Origin of the sequence: Paraburkholderia oxyphila NBRC 105797 (genome assembly GCF_000685075.1) — a bacterium.
Lineage (GTDB): Bacteria > Pseudomonadota > Gammaproteobacteria > Burkholderiales > Burkholderiaceae > Paraburkholderia > Paraburkholderia oxyphila.
The window spans coordinates 128,904-144,724 of sequence record NZ_BAYD01000015.1; the positions used below are offsets into that span (position 1 = coordinate 128,904).

The window sequence follows — 15,821 nt, forward strand, 5'->3', positions numbered from 1 at the left end:
ACGCCACGCTTCGCCTTCGCGCAGCCTTGCTGCCGGTGCGCCTTGTGTGGGCCAGCAGGCGCGCGGTGCAGGCCGCACCGTATGTGACGGCGCCAGGCAAGGACGTGTGCGCGAGCGTTACGCGGCGCATCCCACCTGCGGCCGCGAGCCGAAGGAGCACTTCATGCAAACGCAGCACATGCGCAAGATCCCCGTCACCATCGTCACGGGCTTTCTCGGCAGCGGCAAGACCACGCTGCTGCGGCACATCCTCCAGCACGCGGGCGGCCTGCGCGTCGCCGTGATCGTCAACGAGTTCGGCGAGCTCGGCATCGACGGCGAGATCCTGCGCGGTTGCGGCATCGGCTGCGACGAGAACGGCAACGAAAAGGCCGGCGCGCTCTACGAGCTCGCCAACGGCTGCCTGTGCTGCACCGTGCAGGAAGAGTTCTTTCCGGTCATGGAGCAACTGCTCGAGCGCCGCGGCGAGATCGACCACGTGCTGATCGAGACCTCGGGCCTCGCGCTGCCCAAGCCGCTCGTGCAGGCCTTCAACTGGCCGTCGATCCGCAATGCGTTCACTGTCGACGCGGTCGTGACCGTGGTCGACGGTCCCGCCGCCGCGAGCGGCCAGTTCGCGGAGAACCCGCAGGCCGTCGATGCGCAGCGCAAGGCCGATCCGAATCTCGATCATGAGTCACCGCTGCACGAGCTGTTCGAAGATCAGCTCTCGGCGGCCGACCTCGTCATCCTCAACAAGACCGATCTCATCGACGCCGCAGCGCAGGAAGCGCTCATCGAAGACCTGCGCGAGGAGCTGCCGCCGCAAGTGAAGATCGTGCGGGCCCAGCATGGCCAGCTCGATCTGCACACGCTGCTCGGCCTCGAAGCGGCTTCGGAGGAGAGCATTCATCTGCGCCACGACCATCACGGTTCCGCCGACGATCCCGACCATCATCACGACGACTTCGATTCGGTCGTGGTGCAGGGGAGCACGAGCTCGCGCGAGGCCGCGATCGAGGCGCTGCAAAAGCTCGTGGACGCCCACACGATCTATCGCGTGAAGGGCTTCGCCGCGCTGCCGGGCGCACCGATGCGCCTCGTGATTCAAGGCGTGGGCCGCCGCTTCGACAGCTACTTCGACCGCCGCTGGAATGCCCAGGAAAGCGCGGCGCAGCCGCTCGCGAGCCGCTTCGTGCTGATTGGCGAGGATCTCGACGCAGCCGTGCTGCAACGCGCGTTCGACGCCGCGCTCGCTTCGGTGCAGACCGCGCCGGCGCAATGAGCGTGCGTATGCACTCGAACCTGCACGTCCACTGACTCACTGATACCCAGAAGCACACGAGAACGCCATGCATTTGCTGCGCACCACGCCGGGCGGCTTCGTCGACGACACGCAGGGCGTCGTCCGCATCGACCAGCAGCCTGCCGAGATCGTCGTGCTCAGTTCCGCCGACACGACGCTCGCCTTGCTCGCGAGCGTCGTGCCGCGCCTGCCCGCAGGCTTCCCGAGCGTGCGGCTCGCGAACGTCACGTATCTGCGCCAGCCCGCCTCGGTGGACTTTTATGTCGACGATGTCCTGCAGCATGCGCGCGTGGTCGTGGTCGATCATCTGGGCGGCGAGACGTACTGGCCTTACGGCATCGAGCAGGTCGTCACGCTCGCGCAAAAACGCGGGCAACTGCTCGCAATGTTCTCGGGCGACTTGCAGGAAGATCCAAACCTGATCGCGAAGAGCCGCGCTGAGCCCGAGTTCTGCCGGCTGTTGTGGCGCTATCTGCGCGAAGGCGGCGCGGCCAACGCCGAAGGATTTTTGCGCGCGCTCGCGTGGCAGGCGTTCAAGTGGGGCAGCGAGCCCGCGCCGCCCGTGGCGCTGCCCGCCGCCGCGCTGTATCACCCGCAGCGCGATATCGCGACCATCGACGACTGGCGCGCGCGCTGGCAGCCGGGCGCGCCCGTGGTGGCGATCCTCTTCTACAAGGCGCATTTGCAGGCCGCCAACACGGCCGCATTCGATGCGCTCATCGACGCGCTGGCCGAACGCGGCATCAATCCGCTGCCGCTCGCCATCACGTCGCTCAAGGACGCGCTGAGCCGCGACGTGCTCGACCGCCTCGCGCTCGAGCACGATGTCTCGCTCGTGCTCAACACCACGGCGTTCGCGGCCTCGTCGCTCGACGACCCCGAAACGCTCGCGATCGCGGGCGATGCGCCCGTGCTCCAGGTGATCCTGAGCGGCGGCAACCGCGACGACTGGCTCAACGACAATCACGGCCTCAATTCGCGCGACATCGCCATGCATATCGCGCTGCCCGAAGTCGATGGCCGCGTGATCACGCGCGCGATCAGCTTCAAGGGCCTCGCGTACCACTGCAAGGCGACCCAGGTGGACGTGGTGCGCTATCAGCCCGATGCGGAGCGCGTGGCGTTCGTCGCGGAACTCGCGCGGCGCTGGTGCAGGCTGCGCCAGTTGCCGAACGCGCAGAAGAAGCTCGCGCTCGTGCTCGCGAACTATCCGATGAGCGAAGGGCGCATCGGCAACGGCGTGGGGCTCGATACGCCGGCATCGGTCGTGGGGATACTGCGCATGCTGCGCGACGAGGGCTATCGCGTCGCCGATCTGCCCGAGGACGGCGAAGCGCTCATGCACACGCTCACGCAGGGCGTGACCAACGATCCCGATACGCGCGCGCTACGCCCCGCGTGGCAGAGCCTCGCGCTCGACGACTACCGCGAGCGTTTTGCGCAATTGCCCGTCGAAGCGCAGAACGCGCTCATCGCGCGCTGGGGCACGCCCGAGCAGGACCCCACGATGCGCCGCGGCCGTTTCATGATCGCGGGCTGGCGCTGCGGGCAGGTATTCGTCGGCATCCAGCCCTCGCGCTCGCGTGGCGACGACAGCTACGCAAACTATCACGATGCCGAGCTCGTGCCGCCCCACGCGTATCTCGCGTTCTATTTTTGGCTGCGTGACACCTTCGGCATCGACGCGATCGCGCACGTCGGCAAGCACGGCAATCTCGAATGGCTGCCGGGCAAGAGCGTGGCGCTTGCCGAGACCTGCTGGCCCGACATGGTGCTCGGGCCGCTGCCGCATTTGTACCCGTTCATCGTCAACGACCCCGGCGAGGGCAGCCAGGCGAAGCGCCGCGCACAGGCCGTGATCGTCGATCACCTGATGCCGCCACTCACGCGCGCGGAGAACTACGGCCCATTGCAGGATATCGAACGCCAGGTCGATGAGTATTACGAAGCCATCATGGTCGACCCGCGCCGGGCCAGGCTGTTGCGCAAGACGATACTCGCGACGATCATCGAGCATCGCCTGCACGAGGAGTTGAGCGTCGCGGCGCCGCAGGATCAGCAGGCCGAGGACGAACTCCTGACGCGTGCCGACGCGTATCTTTGCGAGTTGAAAGAAGCGCAGATTCGCGATGGCTTGCACACCTTCGGCATTTCGCCGCAAGGCACGCAGCGGCGCGACACGCTGCTCGCGCTGGGCCGCTATCCGTGCGGCGACGGGCAGGGCGCGAACGCGGGGCTGATCGACGCGCTCGCGCGCGATCTCGGCATCGAGCATCTGCTCGATCCGGCGAGCGTCGACTGGGCCGCGCCATGGACCGGGCCGCGGCCCGCGCTGCTTGCGCAGGCGAGCGACGCGCCGTGGCGCCATGCGGGCGATACGCGCGAGCGGCTTGAAGCGCTGGCGGCGTCATGGCTCGCCGGCGTTTGCGACGGCAAGCCGGATGCGCTCGAAGAAGCCATGCAAGCGTTGCCGCACGCGGCGCGCGTCATCGCGCGCCTGCGCGACGACGTGCTGCCGCGCCTCGACGCCTGCGGGCCCGAGGAGTTGCGCCAGTTCCGCCGTGGCCTCGAGGGCCGCTTCGTGCCGCCCGGCCCGAGCGGCTCGCCCTCGCGCGGTCGCCCGGATGTGCTGCCGACGGGACGCAACTTCTATTCGGTCGACACGCGCGCGGTGCCCACGCAAGCGGCGTGGTCGCTCGGCATGAAGTCGGCGCAGCAACTCATCGAGCGTCACCTGCAGGAACACGGTGACTATCCGCGCGCGGTGGGTCTTTCCGTATGGGGCACGGCGACGATGCGCACGGGCGGCGACGACATCGCCCAGGCGCTCGCGCTGATCGGCGCACGCCCGAAATGGGCGGCGGGCAGCCAGCGCGTGATCGACTTCGAGATCATGCCGGTGGAGGCGCTCGACCGTCCGCGCATCGACGTCACCTTGCGCGTCTCGGGCTTCTTTCGCGACGCCTTTCCCAATGTGATGCATCTGTTCGACGCCGCCGTGCAGGCCGTGGCCGAGCTCGACGAGCCCGAGCATCTGAATCCGCTGCGCGCGCGCATCCTGCGCGAGCGCGACGCGCTCGTGGCCAAAGGCATGGACGCGGACGAAGCGCGCCGCCGCGCGGGCTGGCGCGTGTTCAGCGCGCGCCCCGGTGCCTATGGCGCGGGGCTGCAATCGATGATCGATCATCGCCAATGGCAGACCGACGCCGATCTCGCGAAGGCGTACGAGGCCTGGGGCGGCTATGCGTATGCACAGAAGAGCGCCGGCGACGAGGCGCGCGACGCCTTCCGCGCGCGCCTTGCCAGCATCGATGTCGTGTTGCAGAACCAGGACAACCGCGAGCACGACCTGCTCGACTCGAACGACTACTACCAGTTCCAGGGCGGCATGGCTGCGGCGGCGCGGCACTTCTCGCAGGCGCAGCCGAGCCTCTATCACGCCGATCACAGCAATCCCGCCGCGCCGCGCATCCGGCCGCTGCACGAGGAAATTGCGCGTGTGGTCCGCTCGCGCGTGGTGAACCCGAAGTGGCTCGAAGGCGTGAAGCGTCACGGCTACAAGGGCGCGGCCGAGATGGCGGCCACCGTCGATTACCTGTTCGGCTATGACGCAACCGCGCGCGTGGTGGGCGACCATCAATATGCGCTGGTCGCAGACGCCTATGTGCACGACGACGACACGCGCGCCTTCTTGCAGCGCCACAACCCGCACGCCTTGCACGCGATCTGCGAGCGGCTGGTCGAAGCGATGCAGCGCGGCCTGTGGCAACATCCCGGCGAGCATCGCGCGCAACTCGAACACCGCCTGCTCGAAGCCGGGCAGCATCTGGAGGCATCCTGAACATGAGCGAAGCGCGCGTGCGTGCCGCATTTCCCTTTACGGCGCTGGTCGGCCAGGCGCCGCTGCAGCGCGCGCTGCTGCTGGCGGCCGTCGATCCGGCGATTGGCGGCGTGCTCGTGAGCGGGCCGCGCGGCACGGCCAAATCGACGGCGGCGCGCGCGCTCGCCGCGCTGCTGCCCGATGGCGCGTTCGTCACGCTGCCGCTTGGCGCGAGTGAAGAGAAGCTGATCGGCACGCTGGACCTCGAAGCGGCGCTGCGCGAGAGCGCGGTGCGCTTCTCGCCGGGCCTGCTCGCGCGCGCGCATGGCGGCGTGCTCTACGTGGACGAAGTGAACCTGCTGCCCGACGCGCTCGTCGATGCGTTGCTCGACGCCGCCGCGAGCGGCGTCAATACGGTCGAGCGCGACGGCGTCTCGCACACGCACGAGGCGCGCTTCGTGCTGGTGGGGACGATGAATCCCGAGGAAGGCGAACTGCGCCCGCAGTTATTGGATCGCTTCGGGTTGACGGTCGAGCTGAACAACAGCTTCGATGTGGGCGAGCGGCAGCGCATCGTCAAGGCGCGGCTCGCGTTCGATGCGGACCCGCTGGCGTTTTGCGCGGCGCACGAGGCGGCGCAGCGCGAGCTGGCACAGCGCATTGCCGCCGCGCGAGGCGCGCTTGATGCGCTCGAACTGAGCGACGCGGTGCACGAGCGGGCGGCGCGGCTGTGCGTTCAGGCCGCTGTCGACGGCATGCGCGCCGATCTGGTGATGCTGCGCGCGGCGCGCGCGCTGGCTGCGTTCGAAGGCGCGGCAAAGGTGGCGCCCGAGCACGTCGACGAGGTGGCGGAGGCGGTGCTTGCGCATCGGCGCCGCGTCATGCCGGATCAGCGGCCATCAAGCAGTGAACGCGGCGAGGGTGGCGCGCCAAACGAACCGGGACAGACATCGCCGGAAACATCGGCAGAAAACTTGCAGTCCGAAGCAAATCCGGATTGGGGCGAGCTGCCGCCCGAGCCGGTTGCGGCGCGGCAAGTGAAAGGCGTGATCCCACTGCCCGCAAAAAAACGCTGACCCGCCGGGCAAGGGCTGCCGCCCAGGTACAGGGCGGTGCACGGCGGCGTGAAGGCCCGGGGGGCGCGCACGCGCGCGTCGTCCGCGACGCGGCGCAGGGCGCGCGCATCGCCTGGCCGCCCACGCTTGCCGCGAAGCGCGGCGGCGCGCTGAGCGCTGCGCATCTGCGTTTTGTGCGACGTAGCACCGGCACCGGTGCGCTCCATTGCTTCGTGCTCGATTGCTCGGCCTCGATGCTCGCGCATGGGCAGCTTGCGCTGGCGAAGGGCCTGCTGATCGCGCTGTTCGACCGCGCGCGCAGCGAGCGCGTGGAAGTGGCGCTGATCTGCTTTGGCGGCGCGCGCGCCGAGCTGCGTTTCGGGCCGGCGGTGCCGCGCTGGTGGAACGAGCGCTGGCTCGAGCCGATTGGCGGTGGGGGCGGCACACCGCTCGAAGCCGGCATGCGCCGCGCGGCGCAACTGCTCGAAAGCGCGGCACGCCGCGACCCGGCGCGCGAGCGTCATCTCTGGCTCTTCAGCGACGGCCGCACCACGCAATGGCCGGCGCGCCCGCGTCATGCGGACCACGTCAGCGTGGTCGACTGCGAAGGCGCGGCCGTGCGCGTGGGGCGTTGCCGCGCGCTCGCGCAGGCGTGGCAGGGGGCATGCTTCGACGCCGAAGCGTTGCTTGCCTGAGCGTGCGCGTGCGCGGCAAACGTGTGCCGCGCAGCCATCAGCGCGGACTGATGCTCCAGTAGATCACGTCGTCCTGACGATCGAACACGTAGACCTTCATCGCCATCTGCTCGGCGCTCGTGAGGCTGTCGAGTTCGAGGCCGAGCGTGGCCTGCCCCGGCGCGCCGTCTTCCTGCTGCACGTTGCGAATGACGGCGCTGGTTTCGATGGCCGTGTCGATATCGCCGGAGCGCAGGCTGAAGGCGATGCGCAGCCGCTCGCCGATCTGACCGAGCGCCCAGGGCGCCGTGAGCGAGAGGCCCAGTGCGCTGATGCCGCGCGCAAGCGCGACGCCCTGATAGCCTTCGTCGCCGATGCCAAAGCGCACCGGAAAGCGCGCGTTCACGCGGATCGACTTGCGCTCGCGCAGCAGGCGTATATTGGCGGGCTTCGAGACCACGAGATAGCCGAACGGCGCCTGGTATATCGCGTGAATCGTGCAGACGAAGCGATAAACGGCCTGGCTCGCGATCGCCACGATTTCCACGTTTTCCCCGGGCGTGATCTCGATCGGGCGGCCCTTCGCGTAGGGCAGCGTCACGAAGATCGATTCGTTCGGCGCAAAGCCGATCAGCTTGCACGGATGCATGGGCGCGCCGCTTGCGCCTTGTTGCGGGCGCAGACCCATCGATGCGCCAATGGTCAGATGCAGGTCGCGCACGCCCGGCGTGGTTTCCGGCTCCTGCGGCCTGGTGTGCGCGAGTGCCTCATCGGGCGTTTCGCGGCCGCCGCACTGTGGGGCGAAATGGCGGAACAGGAAATCGCGCTCGATCTCGCCCACCAGCGTTGCGCCGCGCTCGAGCAGCAGTGTGCCGTCGTGGTCCACGAGGGGCCATTCGAGCGGCTGGCCAAGCGGGATGTCCGCGGGCGTTAGCAATGCGGCGCCGGGCGTGGCGTCGGGGGCCTTGCCGGGCGCAGCGTCGTGGGCGGCTTCGAGGGGAGTGTCGGTCATCGGCGCACGTAATGGGGCAGAAGCGAGACAGGATCGGGTAATAACAAGATCACTGCGTTTACGGCACGCTGCGCAAAAGGTTGAATCAGGGAGAACGCGAGGTTCGCTCCCGTCGATGCGCGCTCAACCTTTCACGCCCCCATCCTGCGCATACCAGCGCGGCGTGTAGATCCATTCGCCGTGCTTTTCGCCGCTGCTGGCGCCGCGCGCGAAGCCCCGCGTGGCCGACGACCCGACGATGACCATCGTGCGCATGTCCACCTGCGATGAATCCAGCTCGCCCAGCGTGGTCGTGCGCAGAGTCTCTCCCGGGCGGCCCACGTCGCGGCCGAGCACGACGCGCGTGCCGGGAGCGCGCACTTCGCGCACGATTTCCAGTGCGCGGTCGAGCTGCCACGGCCGCGCGCGCGAAATCGGGTTGTAGAAGGCCATCGCGAGATCGGCGAGCGCGGCGTGGCGCAGGCGCTTTTCGATCACGTTCCACGGCTTGAGGTTGTCCGAGAGCGAGAGCATGCAGAAGTCGTGGCCGAGCGGCGCGCCAACGCGCGCCGCCGTGGCGAGCGCCGCCGAGACGCCGGGCACGATCTCGAGCTCGACGCGGTGCCAGCGCGGCTCGTCCGAGGCTTCGAGCGCTTCCAGCACGGCGGCGGCCATCGCGAACACACCGGGGTCGCCCGACGACACCACGGCCACGCGCCGCCCTGCGCTCGCGAGCTCGAACGCATGGCGCGCGCGCTGCAGCTCTTCGCGGTTGTCGGTGGCGTGGCGCACCTGCCCCGGACGCAACGGACCCGCCATCTCCACGTAAGTCGCATAGCCGACGATATCGGTGGCCTCGTCGAGCGCGGCGCGCGCCATGGGCGTGAGGAGGTCGGCGCGGCCCGGTCCGAGGCCCAGCACCGTGAGCTTGCCGCGTGCCTCGCCGAGCGTGCGCGCGTCGAGGGGTTCATGCGCGACGCTCAGCGCGATGCCGTGTTCGGCGGCGAGGCGCTGCGCGGATGCAGGCAGCGCGAGCGCGTCGAGCAGGGCGGCGGCGCTAGCGTGCGCACGATGGTTGGCTTGCTCGCGAGCCGCGTTGGCCGAGTCGGCAGCTTCGGCGGGACCCGCCATTTCGGCAGCATGGGCCGCATCGCCGGCATCGGCAAATCGCAGCGGCACACCCAATGCGCTCGCCGCCTGCTCGAACCCGGCATCGCCCATGCGCGCGGCCGGGGCGACGAGCGCCGCGAGCGCCTCTTGCGCGATGCCGTTCGCGCTCAATGCCTCGCGCACATGCTCGGCGAGCAGCGCATGCGCCACGCTGGCCGCCGCGACCACGCTGCGCGGATGAATCACGAGATGCTCGGGATTGCCGTCCCAGGCATGCGGGCTCACGCGGATCGCATGGCGCGCCGCCGGATCGCGCGGCAGGTTCACGGTCTCGAGCCAGGGCGCGGCGCCGTCGATGCGCGTGGCCTCGCCCGCGAGCAGATCGGAGACGAAGCGCTTGCCCTGCGCGAGGCTCGCAAGCGCGTAGCCTTCGGGCGGATTGAGCAGGCACGTGCCGAAGCGCAGCTCGCCGCTCGTGGTGATGGCGGGCGCGGTTTCGAGCGCCGCGCCAATCTCGCGCGCCATGACGTTCACGCCGGTGAGGCCGCCGAGCAGCGGCACGACGGCGCTGCCGTCCTCGGCGAGCGCGAGCACGGGCGGCTCCACGCCCTTGCTGGCGAGCAGCGGCGCGAGGCAGCGAATCACGATGCCGGCCGCGCACAGCGCGACGATGGGCGTGCCGCGCCGATACAGCTCGCGCAAGTGCTCGCTCAATCCGCTGAACGCGATGTCGCCTTGCGCGCGTTCCTGCAAGGCGTGAATCTGCGCGCCCGCATAGAGCGCTTTCACGCGCTGCGCGGTCGCGAGCGCGCCGGGGCCGAGCACGACGATCGCGGGCGGCATCAGGCTTGCCATTTTTCCCCCGGCACGACGAGCAGCGAGAAGTACGGCGAGGCCATCGGATCGACCTCGTCGAGCGGCACGATGCGCTGGTTCGCCATGGTCGCGCGCTCGACATAGAGCGCGCGCTGCGCGAGGCCGAGCTCGGCGAGCACGCGGCGCACCTTCTCGAAGTTGCGGCCCAGTTTCATGATGACGGCGGCGTCCGCGTCGGCGAGGCGGCGGCGCAGTTCGTCCTCGGGCAGCACGCCCGAGAGCACCGCGAGGCTCTGGTTGCGGTAGACGAGCGGCACGCCCAGCACGGCCGCGCCGCCGAGCATCGAGCACACGCCCGGCACCACCTCGGCTTCGTAGCGCTCGGAGAGGCGATCATGCAGGTACATGTACGAGCCGTAGAAGAACGGATCGCCTTCGCAGATCACGGCCACGTCGCGGCCCGCGTCGAGATGGCCGGCAACGACTTCCGCGGCGCCGTCGTAGAAGTCGGCGATGATCGCCTCGTACGAGAGCGGCGGCTCGAGCGCTTCGGTCGTCACCGGATAGACGAGCGGCAGGCGTTCCTGCTGCGCGTGCAGATGGTCTTCCACGATACCGAACGCATTGCCTTTCTTGCCTTTGGCGACGAAGTACGCGACCACGGGCGCGGCCTTCAGGAGGCGCAGCGCCTTGAGCGTGAGCAGCTCGGGGTCGCCGGGGCCAACGCCGATGCCATGCAGACGGCCTTTGAGGGACATTTATTCGATCTCCGAAGCAAGTGCGTTGACGGCGGCGGCGGCCATGGCGCTGCCGCCGCGCCGCCCGTGCACGGCCACGAACGGCACGCCGTGCGCGGCGGTGGCGAGCAGGGCCTTCGACTCTGCGGCGCCGACGAAGCCCACCGGCATGCCGAGGATCAGCGCGGGGCGCGGCGCGCCGGCCGCGATCATGTCGAGCAGGTGAAAGAGCGCGGTGGGCGCATTGCCGATGGCGACCACGCTGCCTTCGAGGTGTTCGCGCCACAGTTCGAGCGCGGCGGCCGAGCGCGTGTTGCCGAGCTCGCGCGCGAGGCCGGGCACGGCGGGGTCGTCGAGCGTGCAGATCACGGCGTTGCTGGCAGGCAGGCGCGCGCGCGTGATGCCGAACGCGACCATCTTCGCGTCGCAGAGGATGGGCGCGCCGTTTGCCAGCGCCGTGCGGCCGGCGTGGCCCGCGCCGGGCGAGAACGCCAGCTCGGCGGCCACGTCGACCATGCCGCAGGCGTGGATCACGCGCACGGCAAGCTTTTCGAGGTCGGCGGGAATGTGCGAGAGATCGGCTTCGGCGCGGATCGTCGCGAACGACTCGCGATAGATCGCCTGGCCGTCGCGAATGTAGTCAGACATCGGGGGTGCTCCGGGGCCGTTGCGCGAGGGTACGCGCGGCGGCTTCGATCGTCAGGTTGCGCGCGACCAGGCGCCCGAAAGGGGCGGCAGTTGGGTCGCGCTCGTAAAGGTCATAGTGGCCGTGTGCGGCGGCGAGCAGCGTGAAAGGTGCCTGATGCGCGGCCGCGCACGAGCGTTCGCAGCCGCTCAAGTGCACATGCACACCGGGCGGTAGCTGCGCGGCGAGGCGCAGTGCGTCGGCCTTGGTATCGGCACGGCTCTTCACACAGCCCGCCGAGCCCGTGCAGGCGATCGTGCGCGCGAGCGGGTCGGCGCTATCGCACACGAGGCCGAGCGCGCGCAGGCGGTCGAGGATTTCCGGCATGGCGCGTTGCGCCACGTTCGGCAAGATCGCGCCTTGCCAGGGCGTGATGCGCAGCGTCGCGTCGCCGTGCTGTTCCGCAAGCGTGGCGAGCGCGTGCAACGTCGCGGCATCGAGCCGTGCGAGCGGCGGCTGGCAGCCTGCGTAGCCCCTGGTGTCCGCATGAGCGAAGGCGCGTCCGTCGAGTGCATCTGCACCGAGGCGCAACGAAAGGTCAACAGGCTCGCGTTTCCATGCGTGCAATGCTGTCTCATTGCCTGCACCGTTGCACGCGATGGGGCAATCCGCGTGACGAAGTGCGCGTTGGAGCACCGCATCGGCATCGTGCGATGCGAGCACTTCGCGCATGCGCGTCTGCCCGGGCTCCGCGAGGTCGAGGAATGCATGCAGCAGCGCGCGAATAAGGGCGGGCGCGTGCGCGGATGCGACCGCGCCGAGCGCACCTTCGCCAACGCAGCCGGCGAGGCCGAATACGAAGCGCACGCCGTTTGCGCCGCGCGCGGCCGCGAGCCAGATGTCATGCGGATGATCGAGCGCGGCGAGACGCTCGCCACCGTCGAGCAGCAGCGCGAACTTGGGCGAGAGCGCCGTGAAGCGCGGCTCGCTCTGCAGCATCGCGACGATGGGCGCGGCGAGCGTGTTGGTGTCGATGAGCGCATCGGGATCGAGTCCGGCCAGCGGGCTCAGCATCAGATTGCGCAATTCGTCGGCGGCGCAGAGATCGCCGTGCGCATGCGCCGATGTCTTTGGCCCCAGGCCCGCCGCCACTAGCGCCTCGGTGAGTGCCGCCTCGCTGCCCGCGCGCACGCCGCGCACCTGCACGTTCGCGCGGTTGGTCAACTCGAGCGTGCCGCTCGCATGGGCGAGCGCGGCCTCGGCGATCGCATGCGCCTGCGCGGCCGTGAGCGCGCCGCCCGCGAGGCGGATGCGGCACAGTCCGCCGTCGCGCGCCGCGACCACGCGCACGAGACCCGGGCACGCCGAACGGCGGGCCGCGGCCAGCGCAGCAGGAGACAAAGCGGGCTTCGAGTCGTGATTCAAGGGACACCGTGCATGCATCGCGCGCTCAGGCATGCCGCCGCGGCTGCGCCGCGAAGGGGCGATTGCGGGGCGCCACGCGGGAGCGCGAAAACGCGAAACCATCCGCGCGCCGCGATCGAAGCCGGTACACCCCGCCAGGCTTCGGACGCGCGCGAACACACTTTCGGCCGGCAGGTCTCCTGGCTCGCAGGTCGTCAACCACATCGGCCTTCCCGGTAAAACCAGTGGCCCGGATGGATGCGGTCTCGCTGCTCACAGTCGCGGGGGCGGCCACAGCTTCGCTGTGTTCCCTGTTTGCGATCCGGAGTTAGCGCTTCAGCTGTCGGTTGGAGTTAGTGCTTCAGCACATACTCCAACCCCATGCAACGCGCTTACTCCGGTCTCATGCAAAGCTGCCTGCGGGCTTTCGCCCTTCAGGCGCCGGCGGAAGCGGTATTATGCCCGTTTTCCAGCGCGTTTCCGCGAATCAGTGCGGCCCGCGCGCAATGCGAAACGGAGAGCGGATGCAGGGCAGGCGGGCGTGGCTGACGGTGATCGGCATAGGCGAGGATGGATATGCGGGACTCGGGCGCGAGGCGCGGCGCGCACTCTTCGCGGCGGCGGCGGTAGCGGGCGGCGCGCGCCATCTGGCGATGCTGCCCGCGCGCGTGCCGGCGCGCCGCGAGCCCTGGCCGCAGCCGTTCAGCGTCGAGCCGCTGCTCGCGCTGCGCGCCACGCACGAGCGCGTCTGCGTGCTCGCGAGCGGCGACCCCATGTTCTACGGCGTGGGCGCGACGCTCGCGCGTCACGTGGCGCCGGGCGAGATGGACGTGCTGCCTGCGCCTTCGTCGCTCTCGCTCGCGGCTGCGCGCCTCGGCTGGGCGCTCCAGGAGACGGCCGTGGTCTCGCTGGTCGGCAGGCCGCTCGACGGGCTCAGGCGTCATCTCTACGCGGGCTCGCGCGTGCTCGCGCTGAGCGCCGATGGGCGCACGCCCGCGGCGCTCGCAGCGCTGCTCTCGGCACAAGGCTACGGCGCGACGCGGCTCACGGTGTTCGAGCACCTGGGCGGCCCGCTCGAGCGGCGCATCGAAGGTCGCGCCGACGCATGGCATGCCGATGAAACCGCCGCGCTCAACCTCGTCGCGTTCGAATGCGAAGCCGATGCCGATGCCGAGGCACCGGCGCGCGCATGGACGCTTACGCCCGGCTTACCCGATGACGCCTATTTGCACGACGGCCAACTCACCAAGCGCGACGTGCGCGCGCTCACGCTGGCGCGCCTCGCGCCCACGCCTGGCGCGCTGCTCTGGGACGTGGGCGCGGGCAGCGGCTCGATCGGCATCGAGTGGATGCGCGCGCACGCGGCATGCCGCGCGATCGCCATCGAATCGAACGGCGAGCGTCAACGCTTCATCGAACACAACCGCAACGCACTCGGCGTGCCGGCGCTGCAACTCGTGGCGGGCCGCGCGCCCGACGCACTCGACGGTCTTGCCGCGCCCGACGCCGTGTTCATCGGCGGCGGCGTGACCGTGCCGGGCGTGCTCGAAACCTGCTGGGCGCGCCTTGAATCCGGTGGCCGCCTCGTGGCGAATGCCGTGACCGTGCAGAGCGAGGCGGCGCTCGTGGCATGGCGCGCGCAGCATGGCGGCACGCTCACGCGGATCGGAATTGGCGAAGCCGAGCCGCTCGGGCGCTTCGATACGTGGCGCCAGGCGCTCCCCGTCACGCTCTACGAAGCCGTGAAGCCATGACGGCGCGCATTCTGCTGCTCGGCGGCACCGGCGACGCATTGCGCATTGCCCGCGCACTTGGGCCTGAGCATGTCTACAGCCTTGCGGGCCTCGGCCGCGTGCCTGCCGATCTGGCGTGTGCCGTGCGGGTGGGCGGCTTCGGCGGCGCCGAGGGCCTCGCGCGCTATCTCGCCGATGAGCGCATCGCGCTGGTGCTCGACGCCACGCATCCCTACGCGGCGCAGATCAGCGCGAACGCGGCGCGCGCGTGCGCGGCGGCACGGGTACCGTACTGGGCGCTGCGCCGCGCGCCGTGGCAGCCGCAGCATGGCGACGACTGGCGCATGGTGGACGGCTGGGCGGGCGTGATCGAAGCTATCGCGCCGTTTTCGGGCGTGCTTTTCACGCTCGGCCGCGAGCCGCTTGCGCATCTCGACGAGGTTCCCGCGCATCAGCACTGGACGGTGCGCTGCCTGGACGCGCACGCGGGACACGCGCGTGCACGCGTGATCGATGCGCGCGGGCCGTTCACGCTCGAGGGCGAGCGCATGCTTTTCGAGGCGGGGCGTTTCGATGTGATCGTGAGCAAGAACAGCGGTGGTGACGCCACCGAGGCGAAGCTCGCCGTTGCACGCGAGCTGGGGCTGCCCGTGGTGATGATGCGGCGGCCCGCGTTGCCGCAAGCGCAACGGGAATTCACCACGGTGCAAGACGTGATCGACGTGCTTGGCAACGTAGTGCGGCACATCTGACCCATTCAGGGGAGTTTCAACGCATGACTGTTTTCTTCATCGGCGCGGGGCCGGGCGACCCCGAGCTGATCACCGTGAAAGGGCAGCGCCTCGTGCGCAGCTGTCCCGTGATTCTCTATGCGGGCTCGCTCGTGCCGCTTGCCGTGCTCGAAGGACATTGCGCGCAACAGGTGGTGGACACTGCGCCGCTGACGCTCGATGAGATTGTCGCGCTGCTGGAGAGCGCGCACGCCCGGGGCTATGACGTCGCGCGTGTGCATTCGGGTGATCCGTCGCTTTATGGCGCGATTGGTGAGCAGATTCGCCGGCTGCGTGAGCTTGGGATTCCTTATGAGGTTGTGCCTGGCGTGACTGCGACAGCCGCGTGCGCGGCGGCGCTTGGTAGCGAGCTTACGCTGCCCGGTATTTCGCAGACGCTGATTCTTACTCGCTATGCGACGAAGACTTCGATGCCTGAGGGTGAGGCGCTAGGTGACCTGGCGCGACATCGCGCGACGATGGCTATTCACCTGGGTGTGCGTCATATCGCGCGTATTGTCGAGGAATTGCGGCCGCATTATGGGGATGATTGCCCGGTGGCCGTGATTTATCGCGCGAGCTGGCCGGATGAGGAACGCGTGACCGGTACGCTTGAGGATATCGTGGTTAAGGTGCAGGGCACTGATATTGAGCGCACGGCGCTGATTCTTGTGGGGCGCGTGCTTGCTGCAGAGGGGTTTGCTGAGTCGACGCTTTATGGCGCGTCTAAGCGGTGAGGGGCTTTTTTTGAAATTTTGATTTCTGGAATTTGGGGTGGTTTATTGCGGTTTACGCGTTTGC

Annotated in this window: 12 protein-coding genes and 1 riboswitch; of the genes, 7 read left to right on the plus strand and 5 right to left on the minus strand. The window is 69.3% G+C overall.

The window, feature by feature from the left end:
• Window positions 1-163: 163 nt before the first annotated feature.
• From cobW to BO1_RS13400, 4 genes are all read left to right on the plus strand, one after another.
• On the plus strand, window positions 164-1,264 hold the full coding sequence (gene cobW / locus BO1_RS13385; RefSeq protein ID WP_028218000.1) for a cobalamin biosynthesis protein CobW: 1,101 nt from the start codon (window positions 164-166) through the stop codon (window positions 1,262-1,264).
• Window positions 1,265-1,331: 67 nt separating this feature from the next.
• Entirely contained in the window at window positions 1,332-5,126 is a 3,795-nt protein-coding gene (cobN, locus tag BO1_RS13390) for a cobaltochelatase subunit CobN (protein ID WP_028218001.1), read from the plus strand.
• Window positions 5,127-5,128: 2 nt separating this feature from the next.
• Complete coding sequence (locus tag BO1_RS13395; protein WP_043284710.1) at window positions 5,129-6,181, plus strand: ATP-binding protein; 1,053 nt, start codon at window positions 5,129-5,131, stop codon at window positions 6,179-6,181.
• A gap of 107 nt (window positions 6,182-6,288) precedes the next feature.
• Window positions 6,289-6,855, plus strand: a complete 567-nt coding sequence (locus BO1_RS13400; RefSeq protein ID WP_028218010.1) for a vWA domain-containing protein — start codon at window positions 6,289-6,291, stop codon at window positions 6,853-6,855.
• 37 nt (window positions 6,856-6,892) lie between these two features.
• Here the strand turns inward: BO1_RS13400 and BO1_RS50870 are convergent, their stop codons facing one another.
• The 5 genes from BO1_RS50870 to cobG all read right to left on the minus strand — a co-directional run bounded on the left by BO1_RS50870 (window position 6,893) and on the right by cobG (window position 12,556).
• On the minus strand, window positions 6,893-7,846 hold the full coding sequence (locus tag BO1_RS50870) for a flagellar brake protein (protein WP_084687931.1): 954 nt from the start codon (window positions 7,844-7,846) through the stop codon (window positions 6,893-6,895).
• A gap of 123 nt (window positions 7,847-7,969) precedes the next feature.
• Complete coding sequence (gene cobJ, locus BO1_RS13410; RefSeq protein ID WP_084687932.1) at window positions 7,970-9,790, minus strand: precorrin-3B C(17)-methyltransferase; 1,821 nt, start codon at window positions 9,788-9,790, stop codon at window positions 7,970-7,972.
• The gene (locus tag BO1_RS13415; RefSeq protein WP_028218004.1) at window positions 9,778-10,509 is read right to left on the minus strand and encodes a precorrin-2 C(20)-methyltransferase; all 732 of its coding nucleotides are present in this window, start codon (window positions 10,507-10,509) and stop codon (window positions 9,778-9,780) included. The genes cobJ and BO1_RS13415 overlap by 13 nt, the downstream gene beginning before the upstream one ends.
• On the minus strand, window positions 10,510-11,136 hold the full coding sequence (locus tag BO1_RS13420; protein WP_028218005.1) for a precorrin-8X methylmutase: 627 nt from the start codon (window positions 11,134-11,136) through the stop codon (window positions 10,510-10,512).
• Entirely contained in the window at window positions 11,129-12,556 is a 1,428-nt protein-coding gene (gene cobG / locus BO1_RS13425) for a precorrin-3B synthase (RefSeq protein ID WP_043284750.1), read from the minus strand. The genes BO1_RS13420 and cobG overlap by 8 nt, the downstream gene beginning before the upstream one ends.
• Before the next feature lie 134 nt (window positions 12,557-12,690).
• Window positions 12,691-12,873: riboswitch (cobalamin riboswitch) on the minus strand.
• 168 nt (window positions 12,874-13,041) lie between these two features.
• Between cobG and BO1_RS13430 the strand changes: the two genes are divergently transcribed.
• From BO1_RS13430 to cobM, 3 genes are read left to right on the plus strand one after another with little or no spacing between them, the layout of a single operon-like run.
• Window positions 13,042-14,271: a bifunctional cobalt-precorrin-7 (C(5))-methyltransferase/cobalt-precorrin-6B (C(15))-methyltransferase gene (locus BO1_RS13430; protein ID WP_043284714.1), complete on the plus strand. Its 1,230-nt coding sequence runs from the start codon at window positions 13,042-13,044 to the stop codon at window positions 14,269-14,271.
• Window positions 14,268-15,002, plus strand: coding sequence for a cobalt-precorrin-6A reductase (locus BO1_RS13435; RefSeq protein WP_043284716.1), 735 nt, complete (start codon window positions 14,268-14,270; stop codon window positions 15,000-15,002). Before BO1_RS13430 ends, BO1_RS13435 begins: the two co-directional genes overlap by 4 nt.
• Window positions 15,003-15,025: 23 nt before the next feature.
• Window positions 15,026-15,757: a precorrin-4 C(11)-methyltransferase gene (gene cobM, locus BO1_RS13440; RefSeq protein WP_028218009.1), complete on the plus strand. Its 732-nt coding sequence runs from the start codon at window positions 15,026-15,028 to the stop codon at window positions 15,755-15,757.
• Window positions 15,758-15,821: the final 64 nt, after the last annotated feature.